Origin of the sequence: Campylobacter sp. CNRCH_2015_1657 (genome assembly GCF_025772685.1) — a bacterium.
GTDB lineage: Bacteria > Campylobacterota > Campylobacteria > Campylobacterales > Campylobacteraceae > Campylobacter_D > Campylobacter_D lari_D.
In genome coordinates this window covers 19,877-33,499 of record NZ_JAKMSO010000012.1, presented here as the reverse complement: position 1 = coordinate 33,499, position 13,623 = coordinate 19,877, and the positions used below count along the sequence as shown (strand labels likewise).

Here is a 13,623-nt window from a genome sequence, read left to right as displayed (position 1 = left end):
ATAAAGACTTGATAAAGTCTTTATCATATAAAATTATTTTTCCCCTATATAAATAAAATGCTGTATACTTCCTTCAAAATTATATAAATTTATTAATTCATAATCTCCTCAAAATAATGGTTTAAAAGGTTTAAATTTTTCTTTTAATTCTTCAATCGTATTTGTAAAATTTATATAAGTAGATTCGCCATTTAATCTTGGACTAGATTTTACTTCCACTAAACCATTATCTTTAACATCTCCTGCAACAAATTCTTGATAAGCTTTAGAGCTAATCATTGTCGCGAAAATTATTGCTCCATCATTACATAAATCATAAAATTCTTCAATAGTTTTTTGAAAGTCTTTGTTTGGTAGATAATATAAACTTTGATTTGCAAAAATAAAATCCATTTTTACATCAAATAAATTTTTAAAACTAGAATTTGGTGTAATAACATGAAAATTATTTTCATTTATCCTAGGATCTTTTTTCCAAGTATTTTTTAAGCTAGGAACAATATCTATACCATAAGCATTAATACCCCCCCCCTGTTACATCTTGAAAATACTTAGAATGAACTCCATTTCCACAACCAAAATCAAGTAAATTTCCACTTGTTTTATTTAATTTGTATTTTAAGATTCTCTCATAAAATCTTATAACATGTCCATCTGGATATTGTAAGCCATACCCTTCATTGTCATATTTTTTAGTATATCCTGATAATGAATTATCCATCATTTCTCCTTTAAATTTAAGATATAAATTGATTATACAATAAAATAAGTCTTTGTTATTTATTTTTTAACAAATTTACACTTAACAAAACAACAAAACTAAAAATTAAAAGTATGAGACTATAAATATGAGCTGTGGCAAAATCTAAATTTTCCATACTTTCATATATAGCAATACTAGCTACTTTTGTTTCCCCGCTTAAAGAACCACCTATCATTAATACTATACCAAACTCACCCATAGTATGTGCAAAACTTATTACCAAAGCACTGAGTATAGCTGGTTTGATACTAGGTAAGATTACTTTTAAAAGTGTAATGAAAGAATTTTTTCCTAAAGAAAAACTAGCTTCTATAATATTTTTAGAAATCATAGACATTGCATTATATAAAGGATTAAACATAAAAGGTAAAGAATAAATACAACTTGCTATCACCAAACCTTCAAAGGTAAAAGCTAAGGTGATATTAAAGTGTTTTTCTAAAAATTCTCCAAAAAAAGAGTATTTTGAAAATAAAATCAATAAGTAAAAACCAACAACAGATGGTGGTAAAACTAAAGGTAAGGTTATTATAGTTTCTAGAATTTTTTTTGCTCTAAATTGCTTAAAAGTAAAAACCCAAGCAAGAGGTACGCAAAAACAAAACAAAATTATACAAGTAATAATAGAAAGTTTTATGGAAACTAAAAAAGGTGTCCAATCTATACTTAATAATAATTGCTTCATTATTAAAACTTTCTCAAGTCAAAAAAGACTTGAGATTATTTTCCTAAATTTGGCTCCATTTCTATAATTTTCCAAGGAAGTCCTTGAGTATTTAACTCATCCATAAAAGGTTTAGCGTCAAATTCTTCCATGTTAAATACACCTTTTCCTTGCCAAATTCCTTTAGCGATTAGCTTTGTTCCTATCATTGCAGGAACTCCAGTAGTATAACTCACAGCTTGCGCTCCGGTTTCTTTAAAGCATTCTTCGTGATTACAAACATTGTAAATATAAACTTGTCTATCTTTTCCATCTTTTACACCACGAATCACACAACCTATATTAGTATAACCTTTAGTACGAGGGCCTAAACTAGCAGGATCGGGAAGTAAGGTTTTTAAAAATTCTATTGGTATTATTTCTTTACCTTGATGCATAACAGGTTTAATACCCAGCATACCAACATTTTCAAGACATTTCATATGAGTTAAATAACTTTGTCCAAAAGTCATAAAAAATCTTATTCTTTTTAAACCTTTGATATTTTTTACTAAACTTTCAAGCTCTTCGTGATAAAGTAAATAACTATCTTTTACCCCTACTTCAGGATAATCCCACTCCATTTTTATTTCCATAGGATCAGTTTCTATCCATTTGCCATTTTCCCAGTAACGACCTTTAGCAGAAACCTCTCTTAAGTTAATCTCAGGGTTAAAATTAGTTGCAAAGGCATAGCCATGATCTCCAGCATTACAATCTAATATATCTATATAATGAATTTCATCAAACAAATTTTGCTGTGCATAAGCGCAAAATACATTAGTAACACCTGGATCAAATCCACTGCCTAAAAGTCCTAAAATTCCTGCTTGTTTAAACTTATCATTTCTTGCCCATTGTTCTTTATATTCAAATTTAGCCAAATCAGGATGTTCATAGTTTGCAGTATCTACATAGTGGATATTAGTTTGAATGCACGCATCCATTAAAGCAAGATCTTGATAAGGTAAAGCCACATTTAATAAAATTTCAACTCCTGTTTTTTTGATAAGTTCTACAGCAGCAGCGGTGTCATCTGCGTCTATTTGCTCAGTTTGAATTTCTACACCTAAACGCTCTTTTATAAAAGCTGCTATTTCATCACATTTACTTTTAGTTCTACTTGCTAGGGTTATTTTACTAAAGACATCACTATTCATTGCACATTTTACAGTCGCAACACGGCTTACACCACCTGCACCTATAATTAAAAGATTTTTCATTAACTATCCTTAATTTTTTTGAAAATTGTAACAAAAAAACTTTATAAAGCATTGAAATAAAAAATAATTTTTATAATGTTTTTTTAAAATAAAACAAGTAAAATGATGATTTTTTAAATTTTTTAAGGACACTTATGAATTTACAAAGTGTGGAATTTTCTTATCCTATTATTATTACTTTTATTACCTATGCATTTTTAATGCTTTTTATAGGTTTTTATTTTTACAAAAAAAATCAAAATAGTAAAGATTATTTTGTTGGAAATGCATCAATGGGACCTGTAATATCTGCCTTAAGTGCAGGTGCTTCTGATATGAGTAGTTGGCTTTTAATGGCTTTTCCCGGTGCTTTATACGCAGCTGGATTGGGACAAATTTATATAGCCATAGGTTTAAGCTTTGGTATGTTCTTAAACTGGACCTTTGTTGCTAAAAGATTAAAGATTTTTTCTCAAATAGCCAAAGAATGTATTACAATTCCTGATTTTTTTGAAAGTCGCTTTCATGATGATAGACATATTTTAAGAAGTATTTGTGCGGTAGTTATTTTAGTATTTTTTACTATTTACATTAGTGCTGGATTAGTAAGTGGTGCTAAACTTTTTGAAAGTGTATTTAATTTGCCTTATATTTTTGCCTTAAGTATTGGATTTTTAGTTATTGTTTTATATACTTTTTTAGGTGGCTATAAAGCCGTATGCTGGACTGATATGATACAAGGACTTTTAATGATGAGTTCATTAATTATCATTCCTTTTGTGATGATTTTTGAACTTGGTGGCTTTGGCGAAGCTTTTTCTACTATAAATGATGTAAAACCTCAAGCTTTTGGTTTAGATGGTGGTGGTTGGCTAGTGGTAGCATCAACCTTAGCCTGGGGGCTTGGATATTTTGGCCAACCTCATATTTTAATTCGCTTTATTTCTATAAAAAATGTAAAAGAAATTCCTACTGCGACTTTTATAGGCATAACTTGGATGGTAATTTCTTTATTTGGTGCTGCTATGATAGGATTTTTAGGTATTGCTTATATAGCTAAATTTGATCTTACTTTAAATGATCCTGAAAGAATATTTATTGTAATGTCTCAAGTGCTTTTTAACCCTTGGGTGGCGGGAATTTTACTCAGTGCAATTTTAGCAGCCATTATGAGTACTGCAAGTTCTCAATTGCTAGTATGCGCTTCTAGCTTGGTGCAAGATTTTTATACACAAATCTTAAAAAGAAAAACAAATGATAAAAATATTACTTTGTTGTCACGCTTAGGTGTTTTGATTGTAGCGTGTGTAGCTTTTACACTTTCACTTGATACTCAAAGTCAAATTTTAAACATAGTCTCTTATGCTTGGGCAGGTTTTGGAGCTAGTTTTGGAAGCGTTATTTTATTTTCTTTATTTTATAAAAATATGAGCAAAGAAGGTGCAATAGCTGGAATGGTTAGTGGGGCTTTAACTGTTGTATTTTATAAGCATTTTGGTTCAAATTTTATAGAAATTTATGAAATCATTCCTGGATTTTTAGTCGCAAGTTGTTTTATTATGATTTTTAGTATAATATTTAAAGCAAAAAAACACACAATAAAACATTATGAAAAAATGCTGAAAGAAATTTAAAATGTTTAAATCTTTTTTTTATTCTAAAAAATGGGCTTTATGGGCTTATTTGGGTTTGTTTTTTTTATTGTCTTCTTTATTAGCACAAACCTCTATTAATGTAGCAATAAATGAATGGTATAAAGAATTTTACGATGTTTTACAAGATGCAAAAAATCATAGCATAAATGATTTTTATCATTTTATTAAACAATTTTTATATTTAGCACTGCCTTATGTATTAATCGCTACTATCACGCAATATTTTGGAAGCATATATGCTTTTAAATGGCGCGAGGCTATGACTTTTGATTATATTAAATTTTGGCAAAAAAAAGATGATAACATAGAAGGCAGTTCGCAAAGAATTCAAGAAGATATCTATAATTTTTCAAAAATCATAGAAAGTTTAGGGTTAGCTTTTGTCAAAGCAATTATGACTTTAGTTGCTTTTGTACCAATTTTATGGATGTTAAGCGCACATGTTAATTTACCTATCTTAAAAGATATTAATGGCTCTTTAGTATGGATTGCATTTTTGGTTTCTTTAGGAGGTTTAGTTATATCATGGTTTGTAGGTATAAAACTACCTGGACTAGAATATAACAATCAAAAAGCCGAAGCTGCTTTTAGAAAAGAACTTGTTTTTGCTGAAGATGATAGAAAAAATTATGCAAGCGATGAAAGTATTTTAAGTTTATTTACCGGGCTTAAAATCAATTATAAAAGATTATTTTTACATTATGGGTATTTTAATGTATGGCTTTATTTATTTGAGCAAATCATGGTTATAGTACCCTTTTTAATCATGGCTCCAAGTTTATTTTTAGGACTTATACAACTTGGAATTATCATACAAGTTGGTAATGCTTTTGACCAGGTTAGATCTTCATTTAGCATTTTTATCACCAACTGGACAACTATCACACAGCTTCGTAGTATTTACAAGCGTTTAGATGAATTTGAAAAAAATATAGAATATAGAAAACATTAAATTAATTTAAAATATATCATTATTTTTAAGCTAATTTTATAGTTTTGATTTGATATAATTTTGCGAAATTTTATTAAAGGAGTTTTTTTGGACCCCAGTCAATCTTTAGACTTAAATCAAACACTACCTACTGTTGCCTCTATTGATATAGGCTATTCTACTTTTATGATTCTTGTTGCATTAGCTTTAGTGCTTTTAAATGGATTTTTTGTTTTATCTGAATTTGCTATTGTTAAAGTGCGTAGATCAAAACTTGAAGAAATGGTAAAAGAGAAAAAACGCAATGCAAAAAAAGCTTTGGAAGTCACTTCAAAACTAGATACTTATTTAAGTGCTTGCCAACTTGGTATTACGCTAAGCTCTCTTGCTCTTGGTTGGATAGGTGAACCTGCTATTGCTAAAATTCTTGAAGTTCCTCTAGCAAATTTAGGTTTAACTCCAGCATTAATCCATACCATAGCATTTATTATTGCTTTTGCTATTATCACATTATTGCATGTTGTGCTAGGCGAGTTGGTCCCAAAAAGCATTGCTATAGCCATTGCAGATAGAGCTGTTTTATGGATTGCAAGACCATTACATTTGTTTTGGTTACTTTTCTTACCTTTCATTAAAACATTTGACTTTTTAGCTGCAGTTTCTTTAAAAATTATAGGTATAAAACCTGCCAAAGAACACGAATTAAGTCACTCTGAAGAAGAGATTAAATTTATTGCGAGTGAAAGCCAAAAAGGTGGAGTTTTGGATGAATTTGAAACTGAAATCATACGCAATGCTGTCGATTTTTCAGATACAGTAGCAAAAGAAATCATGACACCTAGAAAAGATATGATTTGTCTTAATAAACAAAAAAGCTATGAAGAAAATATGCAAATAGTTTGTCAGTATAAACATACACGCTTTCCATATATAGATGGTTCTAAAGATATCATTTTAGGTATGGTGCATATTAGAGACATTATGCAAAATGAACTTAGCAAAGATAAGAAAAATTTAGATGATTTTCTAATCAAAATGATCCTAGTTCCAGAAAATATCAGCATATCTAAAGTTCTTTTCATGATGAATAAAGAACAAGTACATACAGCATTAGTAGTAGATGAATATGGCGGAACTGCTGGTCTTTTAACTATGGAAGATATTATGGAAGAAATTGTTGGTGATATTAACGATGAGCATGATGATTCTAGTCCACATTTTAAAAAGCTTGCAGAAAATATCTATGAATTTCAAGGAAGATATGAAATTAGCGAAGTAGAAGAAATGCTTGATATACGCTTTAATGAAGAATTAGAACAAGTCACTATAGGTGGATATGTTTTCAATCTTTTAGGACGCTTACCGGTGGTTGGAGATAGAATAGAAGATGAATTTTGCTACTACGAAGTCAAAAAGATGGATGGAAATAGCATAGAACGCATTAAAGTTGTACGCAAAAATACTGATGAAGAAGAGTAACAAACTCTTCTTTTTACTTTTCTATAAACCCTCAAATCTTATTCATTTTAACTTACAAGGAAATTTTTTATGCAACTACATGATGAAATTAATCAATTTATACAAGAATGCAAAAGCATTATGATATCGTCTTTAAATTTAAACAATCAAACCATATGTTCATATACTCCTATTATAAAAAACAAAAATGACTTTTATATTTATATTAGTGAAATTGCCGAACACTTTGAAGGAGTAAAATACAATAATCAAAACATAGAAATTATGTTTATAGAAGATGAAAAAGATTGCATATCAATCTTTGCAAGGAAAAGACTTAAATTTAGAGTAGAGAGTGCAGAAATAACAAGAGACAATCAGCTATTTGAGCAAGTATTAAATACTTATGAAAATGAAAACAATAAAGAAATCATTCAAGTCATTAAAAATATGCAAGATTTTCATTTATTTCAACTTATACTGAAAAATGGAAGATATGTTAAAGGTTTTGGAAAGGCATATGAAATTAATGAAGGAGCAATTAATTTAATTAATTCAAAAGGACATAAATAATTCAAGATGAGCTTTTTGCCCATCTTGATAGATTAACCATTTCTTTTTTTGATAATTTCTTCAGAAACATTTTTTGGAACTTCATCATAGTGATCAAATTCCATAGAATAAGTAGCACGGCCTTGAGTTTGACTTCTAAGATCGGTTGAGTAACCAAACATCTCGGCCAAAGGACAAAATGCTGTAATAATTTTATTACCACCTCTTTCATCCATTGAATTTACTTGGCCACGGCGTTTATTTAAATCGCCAATAACATCACCCATGTATTCTTCTGGAGTTTCAACTTCAACTTTCATCATAGGTTCTAAGATTACAGCACCTGCTTTTCTAGCACCTTCTTTAAAGCCCATAGAAGCTGCAAGTTTAAATGCCATTTCAGAAGAATCCACTTCGTGGTAACTTCCATCATAAACAGTTACTTTAACATCTTCAACAGGATATCCCGCTAAAACACCATTTTGTAGTGCCTCTTGAACACCTTTATCAACTGCTGGAATATATTCTTTTGGAATTACCCCACCTTTGATATCATTTACAAATTCATATCCACTACCTGGTTCAAGTGGCTCAAGTCTTAAGAATACATGACCATATTGTCCACGACCACCTGATTGTTTAGCGTATTTGTATTCTTGCTCAACTGTTTTTCTAATAGTTTCACGGTAAGCAACTTGAGGTTGACCTACTTCGGCTTCAACTTTAAATTCACGAAGCATTCTATCAACAATAATTTCTAAGTGAAGCTCGCCCATACCTGAAATGATAGTTTGACCACTTTCTTCATCTGTTGAAACTCTAAAGCTTGGATCTTCTTGAGCTAATTTATTTAAAGCAATAGACATTTTTTCTTGATCTGCTTTTGTTTTAGGCTCAACAGCAACTGAAATAACAGGATCTGGAAAATCCATTCTCTCTAAAATAACCTTATCTTTTTCACTTGCTAAAGTATCACCGGTTAGTGTGTCTTTAAGTCCAACAACCGCTCCGATTTCTCCTGCATATAAAGTTTTAATTTCTTCTCTTTTATTAGAGTGCATTTTCAAAAGACGACCGATTCTTTCTTTTTTATCTTTTGTTGAGTTGTATGCATAAGAACCGCTTTCTAAACTTCCTCTATACACACGAACGAAAGTTAATTGCCCAACAAAAGGGTCAGTCATAATTTTAAATGCTAGACCTGCAAACTCACCATCATCAGTTGATTTTACAGAAACTTCTGTACCGTCTTCATATTCACCTTTAATATTAGCAACTTCATCAGGAGCTGGTAAATAAGCAACAACAGCATCAAGTAATGGCTGAACACCTTTATTTTTAAAAGCTGTACCACAAAGCATAGGAACCATAGAAAGACTTAAACATCCTGCCTTAATACCTGCTTTGATTTCTTCTTGAGTAAGCTCTTCACCACCTAGGTATTTTTCCATTAATTCATCGCTTGTTTCAGAAACTGCTTCTATCATTTTTGTGCGATATTCTTCAGCCTTTTCTTTAAGTTCAGCTGGAATTTCTTTTTCTACATAATCAGTTGGTTTATTTTCATCTTCCCATACCAAAGCTTTCATGGTAATAAGATCAATTACACCTTTGAAATTATCTTCAGCACCGATTGGAATTTGAAGTGGAACTGGGTTACCTTTCAAACGATTTTTGATTTGTTCTTCAACATTAAAGAAATTTGCACCAATTCTGTCCATTTTATTTACAAAAACAATTCTTGGAACACCGTATTTATTAGCTTGTCTCCATACAGTTTCTGATTGTGGTTGAACTCCACCTACTGAACAAAATACCGCAACTGCACCATCTAAAACACGCATTGATCTTTCAACTTCAATTGTAAAGTCAACGTGGCCTGGAGTGTCTATAAGGTTAATTTGATGGTTTTTCCAAAAACAAGTTGTAGCAGCAGAAGTAATTGTGATACCTCTTTCTTTTTCTTGCTCCATCCAGTCCATTGTAGCTGCACCATCATGCACCTCACCAATTTTATGACTCATACCTGTAAAGAAAAGAATTCTTTCACTAGTAGTTGTTTTACCTGCATCAATATGAGCTGCGATACCTATATTTCTAACTCTTTTTAAAGGAGTACTTCTTGACATATTTTACTCCTCTTACCAGCGATAATGAGCAAATGCTTTATTAGCTTCTGCCATTTTATAAGTATCTTCTTTCTTCTTGAATGAAGCACCTTTGCTATTAGCTGCATCTAATAATTCTGCTGCTAATTTTTCTATCATAGTTCTTTCGCTTCTTTTTCTAGCAAAAGAAATAATCCATCTTATAGCTAAAGCTTGTTGTCTAGCTGGGCGTACTTCTACTGGCACTTGATAAGTAGCACCACCAACACGACGAGATTTAACTTCTAATAAAGGCTTAATATTTTCAATAGCATCATTAAAAATTTCTATACCTTTTTTTTCTCCACCTTTTTTATCGATAGCTTCTAAAGCACCATACATAATAGTCGTAGCTGTGCTTTTTTTACCATCATACATTAAAGAATTAATGAATTTTGTGATTACTTTGTTTCCATAAATCGGATCTGGCAAGACTTCTCTTACCGGAGCTTTTCTTCTTCTCATAATTTTCCTTCAAATTTATAATTTTACTCAAACAAAATCAAATCTAACGGATTTGTCTGCAATTTTATTACTTAGCTGCTGCTTTAGGGCGTTTCGCACCATATTTAGAACGAGAAACGGTTCTTTTTGCAACACCTGCAGTATCTAAGGCACCGCGAACAATGTGATACTTAACACCTGGTAAGTCTTTTACCCTACCGCCGCGTACTAAAACAATGCTGTGTTCTTGTAGGTTGTGACCTTCACCACCGATATAACTAATAACTTCAAAGCCACTTGTAAGTCTTACTTTGGCAACTTTTCTTAACGCTGAGTTTGGTTTTTTAGGGGTTGTTGTATAAACCCTAGTGCAAACTCCCCTTCTTTGTGGACAATTTTTAAGCGCTGGAGATTTAGATTTCTCTAAAACTTTTTTGCGCTCTTTTCTAACCAATTGATTTATGGTAGGCACAATAATTCCTTTCTTTAAAAAAATGTAATAAACTTTGGATAATATCTAAATTTTACTTACAAAAATATAAACTAAAAACAATTTAAATCTTTTTGCAAATTTTCTAAAAACAAACTCACATGATAAGCATCGGCGCTTGCGTGATTTACATTAATACTTAGTGGAATAAAACATTGTTTTTTCCTTGATAATTTTCCCACTTGTAAGAATAGGAAAAAAATAATTTTCTTTTTTAGGTAAATGTAAAGAGAAATTCTCAAAATTTATCCAAGGGATTGCTGAAATATTAAAAGAATTTTTAATATTCTCTTTTACAAACATAGTGTTTTCTTTAATGAGTTGTTTATCTTGCTCGAAATTATGTAAAAAGTTTTGAAAATCTTCATTAAATTCAGTCCATAAAACACAAAAAGTCTTTGATTTTTCGCAAAAAGCGGTATAACTTGGATGGATAATATCAAAACAAATTAATTTATCATCCTCTAAGTATAATTTAAATTCAGGTATTAAATTAACATTTTTACTTAAAAAATAGATAAAACTACCATAAAAAGAATATTTTTGATTTTTAACAAAAGAGTAAAATTTACTAATATCTAATTTAACATTTAATTCAAAAGAGCAGGGAAATTTAGTATAAAATTCAAAATGCTCTTTTCTTGAGTAAGTTTTTAAATCTATAATCTTCAAATTATTATCCTTTAAATTTAAAGATTACAGCAAATCCTATCTAAAAAAATAGATAGGATTGAAATCATTGTTTGTTGGTATTGTATTGTAAATAAACCACATGGGTAGCTAAATACTCTTCAAGACCATGTTTTCCATCAGCTCCACCTATGCCACTTTTTCTAAAACCTGCATGAAATCCTTGCATTGCTTCAAAATTTTCACGGTTAATATAAGTTTCACCAAATTTTATTTCTCTACTAGCTCTCATTGCTATATCTAAATTTTGCGTATAAATAGAACTTGTCAGTCCATATTCACAATCATTTGCCATATCAATTGCCTCATCAAGTGTATCAAATTTAGTAATTGGTAAAATCGGAGCAAAAATTTCTTTTTGCATGATCTCATCTTCATGCTTAACATTTGTAAGAACGCTTGCAGGAAAATAATATCCGCTTGTATCGGTGATTTTTCCACCGCATTCTACAACTGCTCCTTTATTCGTAGCTCTCTCAAGCATTGCTAAAGCATTATCAACCCCTGCTTGATTGACAAGCGGACCCATATCAAAATCGCCTTTCAAAGTGTTTCCAACACTTACTTTACTCATGGCTTTTACAAATTTATCTACAAATTCATCATAAACACTTGTATGCACATAAGCTCTTTCGGCACAATTGCAAACTTGTCCGTTATTGCAAATTCTACTTGCCTTAATCGCTTCTACCGCTAAATCAATATCTGCATCTTTACACACTATAGCCGGTGCCTTTCCGCCAAGTTCTAGAGAAACCTTAATGATATTTTTAGCTGCAGCTTCCATCACTCTAGTTCCTGCTTCAACACTCCCTGTAAGACTTACCATACCTATGTTTTCATTACTTGATAATTCATGTCCTACCACACTACCCTTACCTGCAACTAAATTAAATACACCTTTTGGTAAAGAACTTTGCGAGACAAGCTTTGCAAATTCAAAAGCATTATTTGGAGTTTCACTGCTTGGTTTTATAACAATGGTGTTGCCTGTTAGTAAAGCAGGCGCCATCTTTCTTGCGATTAGAAAAAATGGAAAATTCCAAGGTAAAATTCCACCAATTACACCAATGGCACTTTTATATAAATATATATGCTCATTAGCTCTATCACTTTGTATAATTTCGCCTTCATACCTTCTAGCCCATTCAGCGGTATAATCCATATAATCTGCCGTAAAATTAATCTCTACACTAGCTAAAGCTCTAGTTTTTCCTTGCTCTTGCATTAAAATTTCTGTTAAAAAATTAGCATTTTTGCGTATTAAACTAGCTATTTCTCTTAAATGATTTGCTCTTTCAATCGCTGGTTTAGCTTCCCAATTTTTTTGTGCCTTTTTAGCTGCTTCAATTGCTCTTTGTGTATCTTCTAAAGAAGCACTTGCTACTCTTGATATTACTTCTTTGGTAGCGGGATTTAAAACTTCTATAAATTCGCCATTGTGTGGGATAAATTCGCCATCAATATAATTTAAATAAGTTGTCATTTTTTCTCCTTTTTTAATCTAAATGAAATACTTCTTCCATATTTAGCCACTTTTGTCCTGCATGAGCTAAAGATATTTGGCAGGGATCTGTAACTTTCCACCATTGTTGTGTATTTTTATCTTTTGCCATCTTAGCCATATCTGCATCAAAATCAACACCTGTATATTCAAAATATGCAAACAAATATTCTCCAAATAAATAAATAGAATAATTTTGTATATTACATTCTTTAATCATCTCACAAACACCTTTATAAGGCTTTGCATGAAGATCTTTATACTCTTGTATTTTTTCCTTTTTAATTTTTATAATTTGACCATATCTTTGCACCTATCCTCCTTATAAATTGATAAAGCATTTTTATAAAATATCTTGTCCAAATCTTTAAAAATATTTCCTTCTATGATAAATTTAGCCCATTTAGCTGGAGCTATTTTTGCCACAGGATAATTACTACCAAATATAAATTTATCTTCACTAAAAACATTCTTTAAAAATGAAAAACATTGAGATATAAAATCTCTATGAATTTTTATCGTAAAATCATCTGGTACGGAAATTTTTATCCATAAATTTGGGAAATCTTTTAATTTATGTAATATTTTTTTATATTCATCAAAATAGTTAATTTTAGGACTGCCCATATGATTTAAAACTACTTTTAAATTAGGATTATCAAATAAAAACTTTTCCAATATCCAAAGTTCTTCATTTTTCATGCAAGCTTCAAAAGGTATATTAAAAACATTTAGAAGTTCTAATTTTTCTTTAAAATCTGCTTCAAATAGTCTCTTAGCACCCTTTTTACTAGTATGCATTACCTCTCTAAAAGCACATAAGTGTTCTTTGTACTTTAAATCAGCTAAACAAATAAAAATACCATGTTCTTGTTTTTGCTTTAATGCAAATAAAGCTTCTTTTTCCAAATCATCACTATTTGTTTCAACATACATCGCACCTAAAAAATCAAATTCTTTATACTCATTTTTTGCCCTTAAAAAATCATAATTTTGTTCCAATCTATTATTGCCTTTTATCCACGAAATAGGCATTTTACTTAAATCCCAAAGATGCAAATGAGAATCAAAAATTTTTTGCATT

General features: G+C 30.4%; 16 protein-coding genes. 4 read left to right on the top strand and 12 right to left on the bottom strand.

The features are described 5' to 3' along the window. Positions 1-108: 108 nt before the first annotated feature. The 4 genes from L8X27_RS07480 to L8X27_RS07465 all read right to left on the bottom strand — a co-directional run bounded on the left by L8X27_RS07480 (position 109) and on the right by L8X27_RS07465 (position 2,689). Positions 109-393, bottom strand: a complete 285-nt coding sequence (locus L8X27_RS07480) for a class I SAM-dependent methyltransferase (RefSeq protein ID WP_263671764.1) — start codon at positions 391-393, stop codon at positions 109-111. 124 nt (positions 394-517) lie between these two features. After that, positions 518-721, bottom strand: a complete 204-nt coding sequence (locus L8X27_RS07475) for a class I SAM-dependent methyltransferase (protein WP_240387661.1) — start codon at positions 719-721, stop codon at positions 518-520. A gap of 55 nt (positions 722-776) precedes the next feature. Then, positions 777-1,448, bottom strand: a complete 672-nt coding sequence (modB, locus tag L8X27_RS07470) for a molybdate ABC transporter permease subunit (RefSeq protein WP_263671766.1) — start codon at positions 1,446-1,448, stop codon at positions 777-779. 35 nt (positions 1,449-1,483) lie between these two features. Continuing rightward, entirely contained in the window at positions 1,484-2,689 is a 1,206-nt protein-coding gene (locus L8X27_RS07465; protein WP_263671768.1) for a saccharopine dehydrogenase family protein, read from the bottom strand. A gap of 134 nt (positions 2,690-2,823) precedes the next feature. Between L8X27_RS07465 and putP the strand changes: the two genes are divergently transcribed. From putP to L8X27_RS07445, 4 genes are all read left to right on the top strand, one after another. Further along, the gene (gene putP, locus L8X27_RS07460; RefSeq protein ID WP_263681169.1) at positions 2,824-4,302 is read left to right on the top strand and encodes a sodium/proline symporter PutP; all 1,479 of its coding nucleotides are present in this window, start codon (positions 2,824-2,826) and stop codon (positions 4,300-4,302) included. A gap of 1 nt (position 4,303) precedes the next feature. After that, positions 4,304-5,275: a putative transporter gene (locus L8X27_RS07455; RefSeq protein ID WP_263671771.1), complete on the top strand. Its 972-nt coding sequence runs from the start codon at positions 4,304-4,306 to the stop codon at positions 5,273-5,275. A gap of 87 nt (positions 5,276-5,362) precedes the next feature. After that, on the top strand, positions 5,363-6,733 hold the full coding sequence (locus L8X27_RS07450; RefSeq protein WP_263671773.1) for a hemolysin family protein: 1,371 nt from the start codon (positions 5,363-5,365) through the stop codon (positions 6,731-6,733). 69 nt (positions 6,734-6,802) lie between these two features. After that, the gene (locus L8X27_RS07445; RefSeq protein ID WP_263671775.1) at positions 6,803-7,285 is read left to right on the top strand and encodes a pyridoxamine 5'-phosphate oxidase family protein; all 483 of its coding nucleotides are present in this window, start codon (positions 6,803-6,805) and stop codon (positions 7,283-7,285) included. A gap of 32 nt (positions 7,286-7,317) precedes the next feature. Here the strand turns inward: L8X27_RS07445 and fusA are convergent, their stop codons facing one another. The 8 genes from fusA to L8X27_RS07410 form a co-directional block, all read right to left on the bottom strand. After that, positions 7,318-9,393, bottom strand: coding sequence for an elongation factor G (fusA, locus tag L8X27_RS07440; RefSeq protein ID WP_039617755.1), 2,076 nt, complete (start codon positions 9,391-9,393; stop codon positions 7,318-7,320). 12 nt (positions 9,394-9,405) lie between these two features. Continuing rightward, positions 9,406-9,876 carry a 30S ribosomal protein S7 gene (rpsG, locus tag L8X27_RS07435; protein ID WP_012661188.1) on the bottom strand — a complete coding sequence of 157 codons (471 nt, stop codon included), beginning with the start codon at positions 9,874-9,876 and terminating at the stop codon, positions 9,406-9,408. A 67-nt stretch (positions 9,877-9,943) separates the two neighbouring features. Beyond that, positions 9,944-10,327 (bottom strand): 30S ribosomal protein S12, encoded by a 384-nt coding sequence (rpsL, locus tag L8X27_RS07430; RefSeq protein WP_012661187.1) that lies wholly within the window; start codon positions 10,325-10,327, stop codon positions 9,944-9,946. Between the two features lie 71 nt (positions 10,328-10,398). Next, positions 10,399-10,527 (bottom strand): CatA-like O-acetyltransferase, encoded by a 129-nt coding sequence (locus L8X27_RS08085; RefSeq protein ID WP_412175416.1) that lies wholly within the window; start codon positions 10,525-10,527, stop codon positions 10,399-10,401. After that, the gene (locus L8X27_RS07425) at positions 10,478-11,017 is read right to left on the bottom strand and encodes a CatA-like O-acetyltransferase (protein WP_263681168.1); all 540 of its coding nucleotides are present in this window, start codon (positions 11,015-11,017) and stop codon (positions 10,478-10,480) included. The genes L8X27_RS08085 and L8X27_RS07425 overlap by 50 nt, the downstream gene beginning before the upstream one ends. A gap of 64 nt (positions 11,018-11,081) precedes the next feature. Next, positions 11,082-12,521: an aldehyde dehydrogenase gene (aldA, locus tag L8X27_RS07420; protein ID WP_263660793.1), complete on the bottom strand. Its 1,440-nt coding sequence runs from the start codon at positions 12,519-12,521 to the stop codon at positions 11,082-11,084. A gap of 13 nt (positions 12,522-12,534) precedes the next feature. Beyond that, positions 12,535-12,852 carry an L-rhamnose mutarotase gene (locus tag L8X27_RS07415; RefSeq protein WP_133319925.1) on the bottom strand — a complete coding sequence of 106 codons (318 nt, stop codon included), beginning with the start codon at positions 12,850-12,852 and terminating at the stop codon, positions 12,535-12,537. Then, positions 12,828-13,622, bottom strand: coding sequence for an amidohydrolase family protein (locus L8X27_RS07410; protein ID WP_263660792.1), 795 nt, complete (start codon positions 13,620-13,622; stop codon positions 12,828-12,830). The genes L8X27_RS07415 and L8X27_RS07410 overlap by 25 nt, the downstream gene beginning before the upstream one ends. Between the last annotated feature and the right edge of the window lies 1 nt (position 13,623).

What these genes read in the sequence shown, in the direction of transcription:
- fusA (WP_039617755.1), bottom strand. Translation starts at nt 9,393, where the DNA reads ATGTCAAGAAGTACTCCTTTAAAAAGAGTTAGAAATATAGGTATCGCA.
- aldA (WP_263660793.1), bottom strand. Translation starts at nt 12,521, where the DNA reads ATGACAACTTATTTAAATTATATTGATGGCGAATTTATCCCACACAAT.
- L8X27_RS07445 (WP_263671775.1), top strand. Translation starts at nt 6,803, where the DNA reads ATGCAACTACATGATGAAATTAATCAATTTATACAAGAATGCAAAAGC.
- L8X27_RS07475 (WP_240387661.1), bottom strand. Translation starts at nt 721, where the DNA reads ATGGATAATTCATTATCAGGATATACTAAAAAATATGACAATGAAGGG.
- L8X27_RS07410 (WP_263660792.1), bottom strand. Translation starts at nt 13,622, where the DNA reads ATGCAAAAAATTTTTGATTCTCATTTGCATCTTTGGGATTTAAGTAAA.
- L8X27_RS07465 (WP_263671768.1), bottom strand. Translation starts at nt 2,689, where the DNA reads ATGAAAAATCTTTTAATTATAGGTGCAGGTGGTGTAAGCCGTGTTGCG.
- L8X27_RS07480 (WP_263671764.1), bottom strand. Translation starts at nt 393, where the DNA reads ATGGATTTTATTTTTGCAAATCAAAGTTTATATTATCTACCAAACAAA.
- L8X27_RS07455 (WP_263671771.1), top strand. Translation starts at nt 4,304, where the DNA reads ATGTTTAAATCTTTTTTTTATTCTAAAAAATGGGCTTTATGGGCTTAT.
- putP (WP_263681169.1), top strand. Translation starts at nt 2,824, where the DNA reads ATGAATTTACAAAGTGTGGAATTTTCTTATCCTATTATTATTACTTTT.
- modB (WP_263671766.1), bottom strand. Translation starts at nt 1,448, where the DNA reads ATGAAGCAATTATTATTAAGTATAGATTGGACACCTTTTTTAGTTTCC.
- rpsG (WP_012661188.1), bottom strand. Translation starts at nt 9,876, where the DNA reads ATGAGAAGAAGAAAAGCTCCGGTAAGAGAAGTCTTGCCAGATCCGATT.